The organism is Shewanella frigidimarina NCIMB 400 (assembly GCF_000014705.1).
GTDB lineage: Bacteria > Pseudomonadota > Gammaproteobacteria > Enterobacterales > Shewanellaceae > Shewanella > Shewanella frigidimarina.
On record NC_008345.1, the window covers coordinates 547691 to 561475 of the forward strand.

At 43.9% G+C, this 13785-nt stretch carries 12 protein-coding genes; 4 read left to right on the forward strand and 8 right to left on the reverse strand.

The annotated features are described in order from the left end of the window. Positions 1-78 precede the first annotated feature (78 nt). Both hemE and SFRI_RS02505 read left to right on the forward strand, forming a co-directional pair. On the forward strand, positions 79-1143 hold the full coding sequence (gene hemE / locus SFRI_RS02500; RefSeq protein WP_011635971.1) for a uroporphyrinogen decarboxylase: 1065 nt from the start codon (positions 79-81) through the stop codon (positions 1141-1143). Positions 1144-1811: 668 nt separating this feature from the next. Continuing rightward, a complete protein-coding gene (locus SFRI_RS02505; RefSeq protein WP_041412743.1) occupies positions 1812-2099 on the forward strand; it encodes a hypothetical protein in 288 nt (95 codons plus the stop codon). A 177-nt stretch (positions 2100-2276) separates the two neighbouring features. On the opposite strand, the gene SFRI_RS02510 is transcribed toward SFRI_RS02505, so the two are convergent. The 4 genes from SFRI_RS02510 to SFRI_RS02525 form a co-directional block, all read right to left on the reverse strand. Next, positions 2277-3734: a sensor histidine kinase gene (locus tag SFRI_RS02510; protein ID WP_011635973.1), complete on the reverse strand. Its 1458-nt coding sequence runs from the start codon at positions 3732-3734 to the stop codon at positions 2277-2279. After that, positions 3734-4468, reverse strand: coding sequence for a response regulator transcription factor (locus SFRI_RS02515; RefSeq protein ID WP_011635974.1), 735 nt, complete (start codon positions 4466-4468; stop codon positions 3734-3736). Before SFRI_RS02515 ends, SFRI_RS02510 begins: the two co-directional genes overlap by 1 nt. 110 nt (positions 4469-4578) lie before the next feature. Beyond that, positions 4579-5304: a spondin domain-containing protein gene (locus SFRI_RS02520; RefSeq protein WP_011635975.1), complete on the reverse strand. Its 726-nt coding sequence runs from the start codon at positions 5302-5304 to the stop codon at positions 4579-4581. Positions 5305-5315: 11 nt separating this feature from the next. After that, complete coding sequence (locus SFRI_RS02525; protein ID WP_011635976.1) at positions 5316-6017, reverse strand: spondin domain-containing protein; 702 nt, start codon at positions 6015-6017, stop codon at positions 5316-5318. A 142-nt stretch (positions 6018-6159) separates the two neighbouring features. On the opposite strand from SFRI_RS02525, the gene SFRI_RS02530 reads away from it, so the two are divergent. Both SFRI_RS02530 and SFRI_RS02535 read left to right on the forward strand, forming a co-directional pair. Continuing rightward, positions 6160-6717, forward strand: coding sequence for a GNAT family N-acetyltransferase (locus tag SFRI_RS02530; RefSeq protein ID WP_011635977.1), 558 nt, complete (start codon positions 6160-6162; stop codon positions 6715-6717). Between the two features lie 39 nt (positions 6718-6756). Further along, positions 6757-8097: an NAD(P)/FAD-dependent oxidoreductase gene (locus SFRI_RS02535; protein ID WP_011635978.1), complete on the forward strand. Its 1341-nt coding sequence runs from the start codon at positions 6757-6759 to the stop codon at positions 8095-8097. Between the two features lie 33 nt (positions 8098-8130). On the opposite strand, the gene nhaC is transcribed toward SFRI_RS02535, so the two are convergent. The 4 genes from nhaC to purH all read right to left on the reverse strand — a co-directional run bounded on the left by nhaC (position 8131) and on the right by purH (position 13575). Then, positions 8131-9630, reverse strand: coding sequence for a Na+/H+ antiporter NhaC (gene nhaC / locus SFRI_RS02540; RefSeq protein ID WP_011635979.1), 1500 nt, complete (start codon positions 9628-9630; stop codon positions 8131-8133). Between the two features lie 359 nt (positions 9631-9989). Further along, a complete protein-coding gene (locus SFRI_RS02545) occupies positions 9990-10208 on the reverse strand; it encodes a hypothetical protein (protein ID WP_011635980.1) in 219 nt (72 codons plus the stop codon). A gap of 256 nt (positions 10209-10464) precedes the next feature. After that, positions 10465-11766, reverse strand: coding sequence for a phosphoribosylamine--glycine ligase (gene purD, locus SFRI_RS02550; protein WP_011635981.1), 1302 nt, complete (start codon positions 11764-11766; stop codon positions 10465-10467). A 219-nt stretch (positions 11767-11985) separates the two neighbouring features. After that, a complete protein-coding gene (purH, locus tag SFRI_RS02555; RefSeq protein WP_011635982.1) occupies positions 11986-13575 on the reverse strand; it encodes a bifunctional phosphoribosylaminoimidazolecarboxamide formyltransferase/IMP cyclohydrolase in 1590 nt (529 codons plus the stop codon). Between the last annotated feature and the right edge of the window lie 210 nt (positions 13576-13785).

The window sequence follows — 13785 nt, forward strand, 5'->3', positions numbered from 1 at the left end:
CATGAGTGGTTACATTAATCGCGTAAGTGCTAAACTAACGCCCAGCAGAAATCATAACAGTCTAGGAACAAAGTCCACATGGCAGAATTAAAGAATGATCGTTATTTACGTGCGTTGCTAAAGCAGCCTGTTGATGTCACTCCAGTATGGATGATGCGTCAAGCGGGACGTTATTTACCTGAGTATAAAGAAGTTCGTGCTCAAGCGGGTGACTTTATGTCTTTATGCCGTAATGCCGAATTGGCTTGCGAAGTCACTTTACAGCCGTTACGTCGTTATGACTTAGATGCTGCGATTTTATTCTCAGATATCCTGACCGTGCCAGACGCAATGGGCTTAGGTTTGTATTTCGAAGCAGGTGAAGGTCCGCGTTTTGAACGTCCAACTGACACCATCGATGCAATCAAAAAATTATGCATTCCTGATCCAGAAGATGAATTAGGTTATGTAATGCGAGCTGTAAGTACCATTCGTCGTGAACTGAATGGCTCTGTGCCGTTAATTGGTTTTTCGGGTTCACCTTGGACTTTGGCCACTTACATGGTTGAAGGCGGTTCAAGCAAAACTTTCGAAAAAATCAAGCGTATGGCGTATGCAGAACCAGCTGCATTGCATATGTTATTAGATAAGTTAGCAGACTCTGTGGTGTTATATCTTAACGCTCAGGTGGCTAACGGCGTACAATCGTTAATGATATTCGACTCGTGGGGCGGTGCGTTATCACATCACGCTTACCGTGAGTTCTCATTACGTTATATGCAAAAAATTGTTGATGGCTTAACTCGTTTTGCTGATGGCCGTAAAGTGCCAGTTACTTTGTTCACTAAAGGCGGCGGATTATGGTTAGAGTCTATGGCTGAAACCGGTTGTGATGCATTAGGTTTAGATTGGACTGTTGATATTGGTGACGCTCGTCGTCGCGTAGGTCATAAAGTGGCTCTACAAGGCAACATGGACCCATCAATGTTGTATGCTACGCCAGAGCGTATTCATCAAGAAGTTGATCAAATTCTAGCGAGTTACGGTGAAGGTACTGGCCATGTATTTAACTTAGGCCATGGTATTCATCAACATGTTGATCCTGAGCATGCTGGTGCATTTATCAATTCTGTGCATGAGTTGTCAGGTAAATACCACAAGTAATTCAGTGGTATTGGATAAAAAAAGCGAATCTTCGGATTCGCTTTTTTGTTGATCGTTTTTTGTTTTTTAGCTTTTGAATGTGAGCAGTTAGTTTTTCTATTTTTCTATTTTTCTATTTTTCTATTTTTCTATTTTACGTCTTTCCGGTAATGCTTGTGAGCCGGAATCCAGCTGTTTTTTATGATTTTGATTTAGGTTTTATGGCCTGCGGCCACTAACGTCGTGGCGCTTCACCCACACCAGACCAAGAGGAAACCAACGGCTGCTCCCTCTTTACTCTTGATAAAAAAATTGGCCTCGCCGCCCCGCAATATTTTCGCTATTTACAAAACAATAGCGACGAAAAGGTTGCCATGGAGATTGATCCAGCTTTGAACCTCGTTTTGTAGTTGGCCCAGTCCAACGAGCGATTTATGACTTTCACACAGCGTAACGTACAGATTCTAATATACGAGGCAATATATGAAACAGCAGACATACAAGAATGATAAAAACATATTGATGACGAAACATTGAGATAAGTATGGTACTTTCACTAAATTGATGCAGGGACTGTCTGTTGGTTTTCGCTACTTTATACCATTGATTCGCCAAATTCCGCACCACATTCACAACAACCAAAATGCAATTTAGCAAATCGTTATACGCATTAAATAGGATTGAGTTCAATGGAAGAACAAGCAGTTAAAATTCAACGTAGTTCAAACCTTGTTAAAGGTTTTATGGCTCTGGTAATAATATTCCAAGTAGTTCAGTTTTATCAAACTCGAATGTTAGATTTTGGCGAAATAGCTGGGGTTTTTGGAATATTATTTTTCTTGCGTGGTTTACTCTCGTCGCCATTATTATTAGTAGCTCCGCTTAAGCACTGGTTTAAATCAAATTTGGTTTTTTCTACTGCAAGCTATAAATATTTTATATGTGCTTTTGCGTTAGTTGTAGTTAGTTTGTTTTAACAATATTTATAGTCGGCTACTCGGAGGTAATCTAGTCTCCTCCGGCCTTACATGACACGATTGCTTCGCAAGCGATTTAATCATCCAGAAGTAGAGCAATAGCAGAGTATGTTGCCAAACACTGTTTATTTAGATATTCAATCGCAACAAATCTAACCTCAACCTCAACCTCAACCCCTAACCCTGCGTTACAAGCTCTATCTTAAATTCGCTGCCAACGCCGGGTTGGCTGTCGATTTCAATTCTGCATTTCAATAAGCCCAATAATTGCCTGACAATGGCGAGTCCGACGCCGAGTTGTGGCAGGCTTTGATTCGCTTCAAACGACAACCTTGTCATCGACAATTGCTTCAGGGCGTCAACTTCATGCTTGTGCATGCCAGCGCCAGTGTCACGCACGGTTAACCATTGTTGGCCGTTGTGTTGTGCGTTGACGATTTGTATCTTGCCACCAGCGGGGGTGTAGCGCAGGGCGTTATCGACCAAGTTATTGAGTATGCGGCGCATTAGTGCGGGGTCGGTATAGATTTGGCTGGCATGGTTGATGTCAAAATCTAATTGAACCCCGAGCTTTTTTGCTCGTGGGGTAAAGGTTTGTTCAATATCGCTAAGCAGTTCGCTTAGGTTGACTTGTTGAAGTTGTGCATCGATTTGACCATTTTCTAGGGCGGCCAATTCTAATAACTGTGCTAGTAGTTGTTGCAAGGTTTGGCCTGAGTTTGCTGCATATTGGATCAACGCTTCGTCCCGTTCGTGCTCGGGTAATATTAACCAAGTATCGATATAACCTAACAATGCAGTAAGCGGGGTTTTTAAGTCATGAGACAAATGCAGTAAAAAGTCATGCTTAGCTTGTTGTTGGCGTTTAACTTGTTGTTGCTGCAATTGGATTTCTTGCAATAAATGATTGATATGATGACTCAGTTGGCTTATTTCTAAGCTGCCACGATAACGCTGGGGTAACATCAGTTTGTCTGACATTGGGGTGTTTTTAAGTTCGGTTAAGTCTTGCGCGAGCTTTTGGATTGGGCGGGTAAAATAGCGCAATAAAATCACGAATAGCACTAAGGCAAAAATGATCCAAAATCCGATTGTAGCGCCCCAGATTTTAGGTTGATTTTCGGCGTTAATCAGTGCCTGCCAGCTGTCGTAATCTTCACCGCCAATGATGACATACAAATAACCGCTATGAAGCCCATCTTTGGTGACAAGTTTACTGGCGGAAAAAATCTTGTGGGTATCTACGCTACGCGGATCGGTACCAAGTACAGGTAGGCTGACGCCATTTAAAAACTGCTGAATGATTGCCGTATCGACTCGGTGAGTTTTAATTTTTTCTTCTTTGGCGTCATAAGCAATCACGTTGCCATCAGGGTCTAAGGTGTAAATTTCAAAACTTGGGCCTAGCAACATAAAGTCGTGAAAGGCTTCTTTAAGTGCGGCGTCTGACGTGATCCCTTGCGATAATAAAGGATTGATGTGCGCCATGTGCTCGGCAAGTTGTAGGTGCAGTGATTGCTGAATTTGGTTACGGCTAAATTCATGGTTAAGTTGTAGCCATTGCCATAACGCGACAAACAGTAATAACACGATGATTGTGGATGCTAAAAACAACCGATTAAATAAGCGATTCATTAGTGGGCTTGCACCTCTGGTGGTGAAAATTTGTAGCCTACGCCCCACACGGTTTTGACAAGATCATGTTCAGGCGAGCACAAAGAAAGCTTGTTGCGTAAACGGTTGATGTGGCTGTTTACAGTGTGCTCATAGCCATCGTAGTTATAGCCCCATACCGCTTCTAGCAGTTGCATGCGGCTAAAGACTTGTTGCGGGTGTTTGGCTAAAAATAGCAGTAAATCAAACTCGCGGGCGGTGAGGGTTAACGCTTTATTAAAGGCGGTAACTTCACGGGTGCTGGAGTTAATGGATACGCTGTTAAATTCAATTTGTTGTGTTTGTTCATGTTGCGTTTTGCCGCGTCTTAATAGTGCTTTTACTCGTGCGCGCAGCTCTAATACGCTAAAAGGTTTGACGAGGTAATCATCTGCCCCAGCTTCAAGACCAAGTACCACATCTGCTTCTGAATCTTTGGCGGTTAGTAGCATCAGTGGAACTTCCTTACCGTCTTGGCGTAGTTGCTCACACAGCATAATGCCATCACCATCGGGGAGCATGCGATCCATTAATATAAGGTCGAGCTTTTTATGCTCGATTATGTGCATGGCTTGCTTCAAGGTGGTGGCGTGGTCGACGCTGTAGTTGAGTGCTTTGAGGTTAAGTATGATTAACTTAGCCAAGTCTTGTTCGTCTTCGACTAGCAAAATATGTTGCGGACAAACATGGCCATTATGTTTCGCGGTTCCATTCATGGTGACTTCCTCAAAGCAAATCCAGTAATTGCATTAATACTTAGACCCGCTTTGAGGAGAATAAATTTCAATGTGGTTGAAATTCATTCAGTCGATACGACTGATTAAGATTATTCAGTACGCATAATAGTGACAGCTAACACCGGGTTATCAAAACGGTGCGATGCACCCAGTACCGAATCTGTTAAGCCGTCGTACATTGAAATAACACCCGGATGAATATGCACAAAGTCGACATCATCACGGCTGGCGTTAAAGCCTTCGCCGCCATCAGCGGGTCCTGGCATAGTGCCTTTGGCTTCGCTGTTGGCTTCAGTGCCAGCATCATAAGCCATAAACTTCATCGCGGTTGTAGCGTCCACTTCCATTCCGGCAATGGTGTAACTGTTAATACCGGTAAAGGCATCGTTAGTGTTAACCAACATGGTGGCTAAACTAATGCTCGCTACGTCGGCTTCATCTAGGGTCAAGGTCAGCGTTTCTGACATACCAGGCATTAATAAGCCTGTGCCGTTAACGCTGCTTTTGATCACGCTTAGTGCTGCTATGTCGGCAGTATCACCACCTTCAGCTATTTTCTCTATCGCTTCGCTGGCCATTTCACCGGCGTTCCATAACATGGCATCACTAGCATGAGAGGCTAAGATAACCGGCGACATTGGTTGGTTAGCCGTCAGGTTAGTCACGGTCACCGTGAAGGTTTGCATCACTGGCGCAGGCGGGGTGACAACAACAGTAGTATCATCATCGTTGTCATCGCCACAGGCGGTAAGCAGGGTTGCAGCAGCCAGCATGGCAATTAAGCTGGGCTTAAGTGTAAAGTCAGTGCGTTTCATGGGCTACCTCCTTATTTTACTGTCACCACAACTTTGGCTACAGGATTCAACCAGCGATGAACGCGACTGTCTAAATCACTCATTCCACCAGCAGGGTCCATGTCACCTAAAACGCCAGGGTGAGTATGTACATTGCTATTGTCAGAGTTATCCATCACGCCAGTGCCATTAGCTCCACCGTCACCACCTGGTGCTGCAGGAATACCCGGTACGCCTGACATGCCGCCGCCATTGATGATTTCATCATTGGCTTCTGTGCCAGCATCATAAGCATTGACGTACATAGTGTACGTGCCCGCTTCAGTAGGGATTTCCCAACCATCTAGCCCCATAAAAGCATCGTTAGTGGGTAACACCATAGCTACGATAGATAAATGGGTGTTGTCGCCAGTATCAAGCATTACGCCACTAACATTTGCACCTGCGGCAAGTAACCCCGTTGCAGGATTTGCTGATGTGACGCCTGCATTGCCGGTTACCGCAGCATCTAAGTCGGCAATGTCGCCGCCTTCAGCCATTTTTTGTAAGGCTGCGGATGCTTCAGTTCCGACTTGAAATAGGTGGCTGTCAGCGTCGTGGGCTGCGATCAAAATAGGGGTGAAGTGATTTCCGTGAGTTAAATTGGTCACGCTAACTTCAATATCCGCTGCCAACGTTGGAAGGCTAAATAATCCAGCAGCCATAAGACTTGCAGTCACTAGTGTACGTTTCATAACCGAGCTCCTTTTGTTTAATTGCAGCCAGTATGCACAGGTGATCTCACCTACTTATCGCCAAATTATCACAAAAGATTAACATCGTTAACTTACCGATAATAACGTGTGATAAAGTGAGTTTAAACCAACAAAAATAATAATGATTATGATTAGACAACTGACTCCCGCTGACTTTGATGCAGTGATAACCCTAGGTGAAATAGTCCACGGCAGTGGTTATATGGATATCGCTGAACTGACAGCGATTTATCACAAAGGCATTAAAAATGGCATTAATGCCAATTTTGTCGCGCTTGAAAATGAACAACTTATTGGCTTTCGGTTAACGTATGCCGCGGGACAATGGCCGCAAGATCAGTGGTGTACGGTTGATAAGTGGGGTGTGAAATTTGAAGATGTGTGTTATTTCAAATCAAATACCATTGCTGAATCTGGCCGAGGACAAGGGCTTGGTGGCAAATTATTAGCTGCCTCTAAAGCTGCGGTTATTGCCCAAGGGGCTAAAGCTGGGGTGAGTCATTTATGGCAGCAAAGCCCTAATAATGCTGCGGTGCGATATTTTACTAAGGCGGGTGGTAAGTTAATTAAACAGCATCCGCAGCGCTGGCATCAACGTTATATGGGTGATGATTATATTTGCGTATTATGCGGTGAAGATTGCCACTGTGTTGCCTGTGAAATGCTGTTGTTATTTTAATGTCTGCTCTGTAAATCAATAATAAAAAAGAAGACCAATATGTACGATCCGCTGATTAACTCGCATCCTAATAATCAAACGTTTGCCCCTAGCTATTGGGCAAACACTCAAGCCTTACCCGCACCAGCTGCTGCATTGTCTGGCCGCCAACAAACCGATGTGGCTATTGTGGGTGGTGGCTACACAGGCTTATTAACAGCCTATTATTTGGCAACCGAATTCAATATAGATTGCCATGTGTTAGAGGCCAATCAAGTAGGTTTTGGGGCGAGTGCGCGCAATGCTGGGTTTGTGTTAAAAGGATCGGGGCGTTTAGGGTACGCCGCCATGACTGAGCGTTGGGACTTAGCAACGACCAAGGGCATATACGATGAATTTACCCAAGCCGTGGCTAGAGTCGATGGGTTAATTAAACAACATAATATCGCCTGTGAACCGCAAGAAGCGGGCTACTTAAAGGTGGCGCATAATCCTAAAGCCTTAGTCACGCTGCAAAATGCCGCTAATTATATTCAACAACACTTAGCCAGTAGCCAAGACTCGGGCGCCGAGTTTATTTCAAGCCAAGATTTTCGATCCCAATATTTAGATCATCATCAAGCTTTTGGTGCGCTGCGTTTAAAAGACGGTTTTGGTCTTAATCCGCTTAAATTGTTATTAGGTTATAAGGACATGGTGCAAGCTCAAGGCGTGACTATTTCTGAGCAATCTTGCGTATTAGATTGGATTGAAGAGGGTGGTAAACATCGTTTAATTACCGATAAAGGCGAACTGATTGCCAACAAAGTGATTATGGCGGGTAATGCTTATACGCCTAAACGGTTTAACCAGCGCATAGACGATAAATTTTTGCCAATATTAAGCAATGTGATTGTCACCGAACCGCTTACCGCGCAAGAGCTTGCAGAGGCGGGTTTGCATACTCATCAAGTGACCATGGATACCCGTATTTTAAAATACTATTACCGTTTATTACCCGATAATCGATTGTTGTTTGGTGGCCGTGGTGCGGTGTGGGGCAAAGATGCTGCGAATCCCGTTTATGGTGAGCGTTTAAAAATGGCGTTAAATAAGTGCTTTCCAAGTTTAACCAGTAAAGCTATTGCTTATAATTGGACCGGATGGATTGCTGCTGCAATGGATGATATGCCCCATGTGTATAGCAAAGACGGCGTAGGGTACAGCTTAGGATATTGTGGTGCGGGAGTGTCGTTTAGTAGCCAGGCTGCGTATCGCTTAGCACAAAGTATTGCCGGAGAAACATTACCCAATTTGCCTTTGTATCAACAACCCTTGCCTAAGTTTCCCTTCACCCAAGCAAGACGGCTTGGGCAATGGGGTTATTATCATTATGGTTGGTTAAAAGATCGTTTTGGTTAACCGCCCATTCCTAGGTTAATAACGACTTGTTAATTAACCAACGACTTCGCCAGTGCTTATTTTAGTTTCGTCTAATGGTTCAATTTTGAAATTGAAATAAGCATAAGATGCACTGATAAACGGACAAACTAAGTTAAAGAAGGCATAAGGCAGGTAAGCGATAGTGGCTACGCCAAGTGTACTGGCCATAAAGGCACCACAGGTATTCCAAGGCACTAGCGGGCTGGTTACTGTTGCTGAGTCTTCTAACGTGCGGCTTAAATTAACTGCGGCCAACTTACGGCGAGTGTATTCCACCTTTAACATTCTGCCTGGCAGTACAATGGCAATATATTGATCGGCAGTAATGATGTTAGCGCCAATACACACACCAAGAGTAGTAATAATCAAGCTGGCCGTGCCAGTGACGACGGTAAGAATACTTTCTAAAATACGATTTAATAATCCGGTGACTTCCATCACGCCGCCAAATGCCATCGCACACAGAATAAGCCAAACCGTTGTTACCATGCTGCTCATGCCACCACGACTCAATAGATTATCTAATACCTCATCGCCCGTGTTAGCGACATAGCCGTCAAACATGGCTATCCATAAACCTTTCACTAACGCGACCATTGGCAATAATGTGTCGTCGTGTACAAAGGCAATCACGTTATCAAACTGAAATAATGCAGCGCATACCGCGCCAGCTAACGTACCTAATATGACCGTTGGAAACGCTGGCATTTTGCGGTTAGCTAAATACAACACCACTAATAACGGGATCAATAAATGTATTCCTGGGCTGTAGGTTTTATCCAATAAAGCCAATGTATCTACGAGTTGATTTTCAATTGGTACGACATCTGCTGTAAGGCCTAAAAAAGTAAAGCCAATAAGGGCAATGATAATGCTCGGCACAGTGGTCCAGGTCATGTGGCGGATATGGCTAAAAATGTCCGTTCCCGCAACAGCAGGTGCAAGGTTTGTGGTGTCAGACATTGGCGACATTTTGTCGCCAAAATAGGCGCCACTGATAATAGCGCCAGCAGTAATGTTAACGTCTAGTCCCATAGCAGACGAAATACCGACTAAGGCAATACCTAAGGTACCTGCAACGGTCCACGAGCTACCAATACTCAGTGCAACCACCGCACACAATAAACAGCAGGCAGTATAAAAGTAGTCTGGGTTAAGGATTTGCATACCATAATAAATCATCGTCGGAACTGTACCGGCTAAAATCCACGTACCAATGAGCGAACCTACGCTGAATAGAATTAATAAAGCACCGGTCGCCACTCCAATACTTTTGACGATACCTCGTTCCATTTGATTCCAGCTATAACCATTTTTATAACCGATTATCATCGCAATACATGCTGCTAACACTAATGCGATTTGATTGGCGCCTGATGAACTGTCTGAAGAAAACAGATAAACTGCTGCCGCGAGCATAAGAATAAGGGCAAAAACGGGGATAAGTGCATCAAGTAAGCTGGGTTGCTTGTGCTCCGATGAAGACGGTTTGAACGACGCCGATTGAGACATACTACTTCCTTTGTTGTTATTATTTTTGACCAATATCTCATTCGTGTGAGTTGGCTAAGTGTTATCATAATAAGTTAGTAACTTATTTGTAACAGAAGCACATCCTGACATAAAAATGCCTGTTAAGTCGAACATTGTTAGGCTTGAGTAATCATTTATTGATAGGGAAATTGTTGCAGCTTTTCAATCGTATGCTTGGTTAATTACTTTGCGTGGTTATATATGTCAAATAGGTCGGTTAATGTGAATAAATAGCCGCTGAGGATATCTGGTGGGACCAGAAGTATCCTCATGAAAACGTGCAGATTTGATCGTTCTTTGGACGCAATTTATGGCTATTAATGACAATATTAAGCCAGTTATTTATTTAAATGTTTTAAGATGGCCTTTTCGGCATCAGCTTTAGTGGCTTCACCTTGAGGAATATCAATTTTTTCTAGGGCTTTATGGCCTGTCATATCTTCTGCAATATGTAACCAATCTGGATGCCAATAGAAAGAGGTGCCCGAGAAGGTGTCCCAATTATGCACTCCGGCTTTTTCACCTTGATAAATCAGGTCGCTAGTATTAACTTTCATTTTATCCTCCAATAATCATTACGAGTACGTTATCTAAAGTTCAGGAGTTTGAATAACAGCCAAGGTAATCACACTCCTTTTCAGTTACTAGCTTGCGCCTTGAGTAGGGGCATTTTTGTGATCTAAATCATAAAAGTTGCGGGTTATGGATAATGTAAACAGTAATTAATCTTTTGCGTTACAAGCGGATATAAAAAATCCCTGTGATGTTGTTGCCATCAAAGGGATTTTCTAACAAGCTAAACCAAATCTACTATTAGGTTTTAGCTTGTTCACGAGCAATGGCGCGGTAAGCTATATCAGTACGGAAGTACACGTCATCCCAATGAATGGCATCCACTAAATCGTAAGCGGCTTGCTGGGCTTCGGTTACTGTGTTGCCCAGAGCAGTAGCGCATAATACGCGGCCGCCGTTAGTCACCACATGGCCATCTTTCATACTTGTTCCTGCATGGAACACTTTACCGTTAGTGTCGCCAAGGGTTAGGCCGTCAATCACATCGCCTTTATTGTAAGCATCTGGATAACCGCCAGCTGCCATGACAACACCTACTGCTGCACGTGAGTCAAACTCTGCTGTGACTTTGTCTAATTCTCCACGAGTTGCGGCTAAACAAAGTTCAACGATATCTGATTGCAAACGCATCATAATAGGCTGGGTTTCTGGGTCGCCAAAGCGGCAATTGTATTCAAGTACTTTGGCGCTGCCATCTGGTGCAATCATTAACCCGGCATATAAAAAGCCGGTGTAAACATTACCTTCAGCTGTCATGCCATCAACTGTTGGGCGAATAACATTAGCGATAGTCCAATCGTGTACAGCTTGTGTTACCACAGGAGCTGGTGAGTACGCACCCATGCCGCCAGTGTTAGGGCCTTGGTCTGCATTGTCGCGAGCTTTATGGTCTTGGCTGGTGGCCATAGCAAGAATGTTTTTGCCGTCTACCATTACGATAAAACTGGCTTCTTCACCTTTTAAAAACTCTTCAATCACTACGCGTGAACCGGCATCACCAAACTTATTACCCGCGAGCATGTCATCAATCGCGGCATCCGCTTCAACTTGGTTAGCTGCGATAATCACACCTTTACCTGCTGCTAAACCGTCGGCTTTAATCACGACTGGGAAACCCGTTTTAGCGGTTAATATTGCCGCATAAGCTTTAGCCGGTGCAATCTCAGTGAAGTTTGAGTAATCAGCAGTAGGAATGTTGTGGCGCGCTAAAAAGTCTTTGGTGAACGCTTTTGAAGATTCAAGCTGTGCCGCGCCTTTAGTTGGGCCAAAAATAGGTAAGCCTGCAGCATTAAAAGCATCAACTACGCCCAGTGATAATGGCACTTCTGGGCCGACGATGGTAATTGCGATGGCGTTATCTTTGGCAAAGGTGACAAGTGCGTCAATTTGTTCAACATCAATAGCCACGTTTTCTAACTTAGGTTCTAAAGACGTACCAGCATTACCGGGTGCAACAAACACTTTTGTTACTTGAGCTGACTGAGCCGCTTTCCAAGCTAGAGCATGTTCACGACCGCCGCCACCAATTATAAGTACCTGCATCTTCAATCCTTTTATAGCTGCGCTATGTTCTCTATTTCTGCTTCAAGCATGCTCACTTATACTTATAAGCTGCGCGTGCTTTCATTGAACTAGAAAAAATAGCTATGCTCTAATTCGTTTAAACAAAATTTAAAAAGTATCGCTTGTTATCTATTTTTGCAAAAGCATTTAGCAAAAACATGATTGATAAGCGATACCCATATTTGATATTAGCGTTGCTTAGTGGCGGAAGTGACGCATGCCAGTAAACACCATTGCCATACCGTGCTCGTCTGCTGCGGCGATGATTTCTTCATCGCGAATTGAACCGCCCGGTTGAATGATGCAGCTAATACCTGCCGCTGCTGCTGCGTCGATACCATCACGGAATGGGAAGAAAGCGTCAGATGCCATTACTGAATTTTCAACCACTAGGCCTTCATCGGCAGCTTTTATACCCGCTATTTTAGCTGAATATACGCGGCTCATTTGGCCTGCTCCGACACCGATAGTCATGCCGTCTTTAGCGTAAACAATGGCGTTAGATTTAACAAACTTAGCCACTTTCCAGCAGAACATTAAGTCTTTTAACTGTTCAGCAGTTGGTTGACGCTTAGACACGACTTTAACGTCTTCTAAGTTCACCATGCCTTGATCGCGGTCTTGTATTAACAAGCCACCATTAACACGTTTGTAATCAAGCGTTGTGGTTTTAGTATTCCACTCACCACATTCTAATAAACGCACGTTAGCTTTAGCAGCAATGATGTCGCGTGCGGCTTGGCTCACTTTAGGGGCAATGATGACTTCAACAAACTGACGGTCAACAATGGCTTGCGCCGTTTGTGCATCTAACTCTTGGTTAAAGGCAATGATGCCACCAAAGGCTGATGTTGGGTCGGTTTTAAATGCGCGGTCGTAAGCTTCTAATAAGTTAGCGCCTAATGCCACACCACAAGGGTTGGCGTGCTTAACGATAACGCAGGCTGGGCCTTCGAATTCTTTTACACATTCAAGAGCTGAATCGGTATCAGCGATATTGTTGTAAGACAAAGCCTTACCTTGTAGCTGAATCGCGCTGGCAACTGAAGCTTCATCAATTTGCGTGTCGACATAAAACGCCGCTTTTTGATGGCTGTTTTCACCGTAACGTAAGTCTTGTTTTTTGACAAACTGACTGTTGAAAGTACGTGGGAACGTTGAATCGTCATGACATTCGTCGTTACTGTGCGCTGGCACCATAGTACCAAAGTAGTTAGCAATCATGCCGTCATACGCTGCGGTATGTTCAAAGGCGGCAATGGCTAAGTCAAAACGCGTCTCTAAAGTAGTGCTGCCGTTGTTGGCTTGCATTTCTGCAATCACGCGGCCGTAATCTTTAGCGTTAACGACTATTGTTGTGTCTTTGTGGTTTTTAGCCGTAGAACGCACCATGGTTGGGCCGCCAATGTCGATGTTCTCAACAGCGTCCGCTAAGGTGCAACCTGGTTTTGCAACGGTTTCAGCAAATGGGTATAAGTTAACCGTAACTAAGTCGATAGGCTTAATGGCGTTTTGTTCCATGACGATTTCGTCAATACCGCGGCGAGCTAGAATGCCACCGTGAATTTTTGGGTGTAGGGTTTTAACACGGCCATCCATAATTTCTGGGTGACCCGTGTAGTCAGACACTTCCATTACCGGGATATTATTGTCTGCAAGTAACTTTGCAGTACCGCCCGTTGATAAGAGTTCAACACCTTGTGCATGCAGCGCTTGTGCAAACTCAAGGATTCCAGTTTTATCTGATACGCTTAATAGCGCGCGACGAATTGGTCTGACATTATTCATGTAGGTACAGGTCCGCTAGTTTGATTTTAAGGAGCTTTAGTAAAACAGAGTCAATTAAAGTCTGCTTTACCAAAGTCCCTCATAGTGTTTTTTAGATTGCTTAACACCGTCGAGGCTTACTGTGTTGTGATCAGGCGGGCGTATTTTATCGTAAACCGCTTCTATTGGGTGTTTTTTCTGTGTGATTTCACAATATTGAAATAAGAACAA

Excerpts from the sequence above, each read along its gene's own strand:
- SFRI_RS02545 (WP_011635980.1), bottom strand. The coding sequence starts at position 10,208 with ATGAAAGTTAATACTAGCGACCTGATTTATCAAGGTGAAAAAGCCGGA.
- purH (WP_011635982.1), bottom strand. The coding sequence starts at position 13,575 with ATGAATAATGTCAGACCAATTCGTCGCGCGCTATTAAGCGTATCAGAT.
- hemE (WP_011635971.1), top strand. The coding sequence starts at position 79 with ATGGCAGAATTAAAGAATGATCGTTATTTACGTGCGTTGCTAAAGCAG.
- SFRI_RS02505 (WP_041412743.1), top strand. The coding sequence starts at position 1,812 with ATGGAAGAACAAGCAGTTAAAATTCAACGTAGTTCAAACCTTGTTAAA.
- SFRI_RS02525 (WP_011635976.1), bottom strand. The coding sequence starts at position 6,017 with ATGAAACGTACACTAGTGACTGCAAGTCTTATGGCTGCTGGATTATTT.
- SFRI_RS02535 (WP_011635978.1), top strand. The coding sequence starts at position 6,757 with ATGTACGATCCGCTGATTAACTCGCATCCTAATAATCAAACGTTTGCC.
- SFRI_RS02515 (WP_011635974.1), bottom strand. The coding sequence starts at position 4,468 with ATGAATGGAACCGCGAAACATAATGGCCATGTTTGTCCGCAACATATT.
- purD (WP_011635981.1), bottom strand. The coding sequence starts at position 11,766 with ATGCAGGTACTTATAATTGGTGGCGGCGGTCGTGAACATGCTCTAGCT.
- SFRI_RS02520 (WP_011635975.1), bottom strand. The coding sequence starts at position 5,304 with ATGAAACGCACTGACTTTACACTTAAGCCCAGCTTAATTGCCATGCTG.
- SFRI_RS02510 (WP_011635973.1), bottom strand. The coding sequence starts at position 3,734 with ATGAATCGCTTATTTAATCGGTTGTTTTTAGCATCCACAATCATCGTG.
- SFRI_RS02530 (WP_011635977.1), top strand. The coding sequence starts at position 6,160 with ATGATTATGATTAGACAACTGACTCCCGCTGACTTTGATGCAGTGATA.
- nhaC (WP_011635979.1), bottom strand. The coding sequence starts at position 9,630 with ATGTCTCAATCGGCGTCGTTCAAACCGTCTTCATCGGAGCACAAGCAA.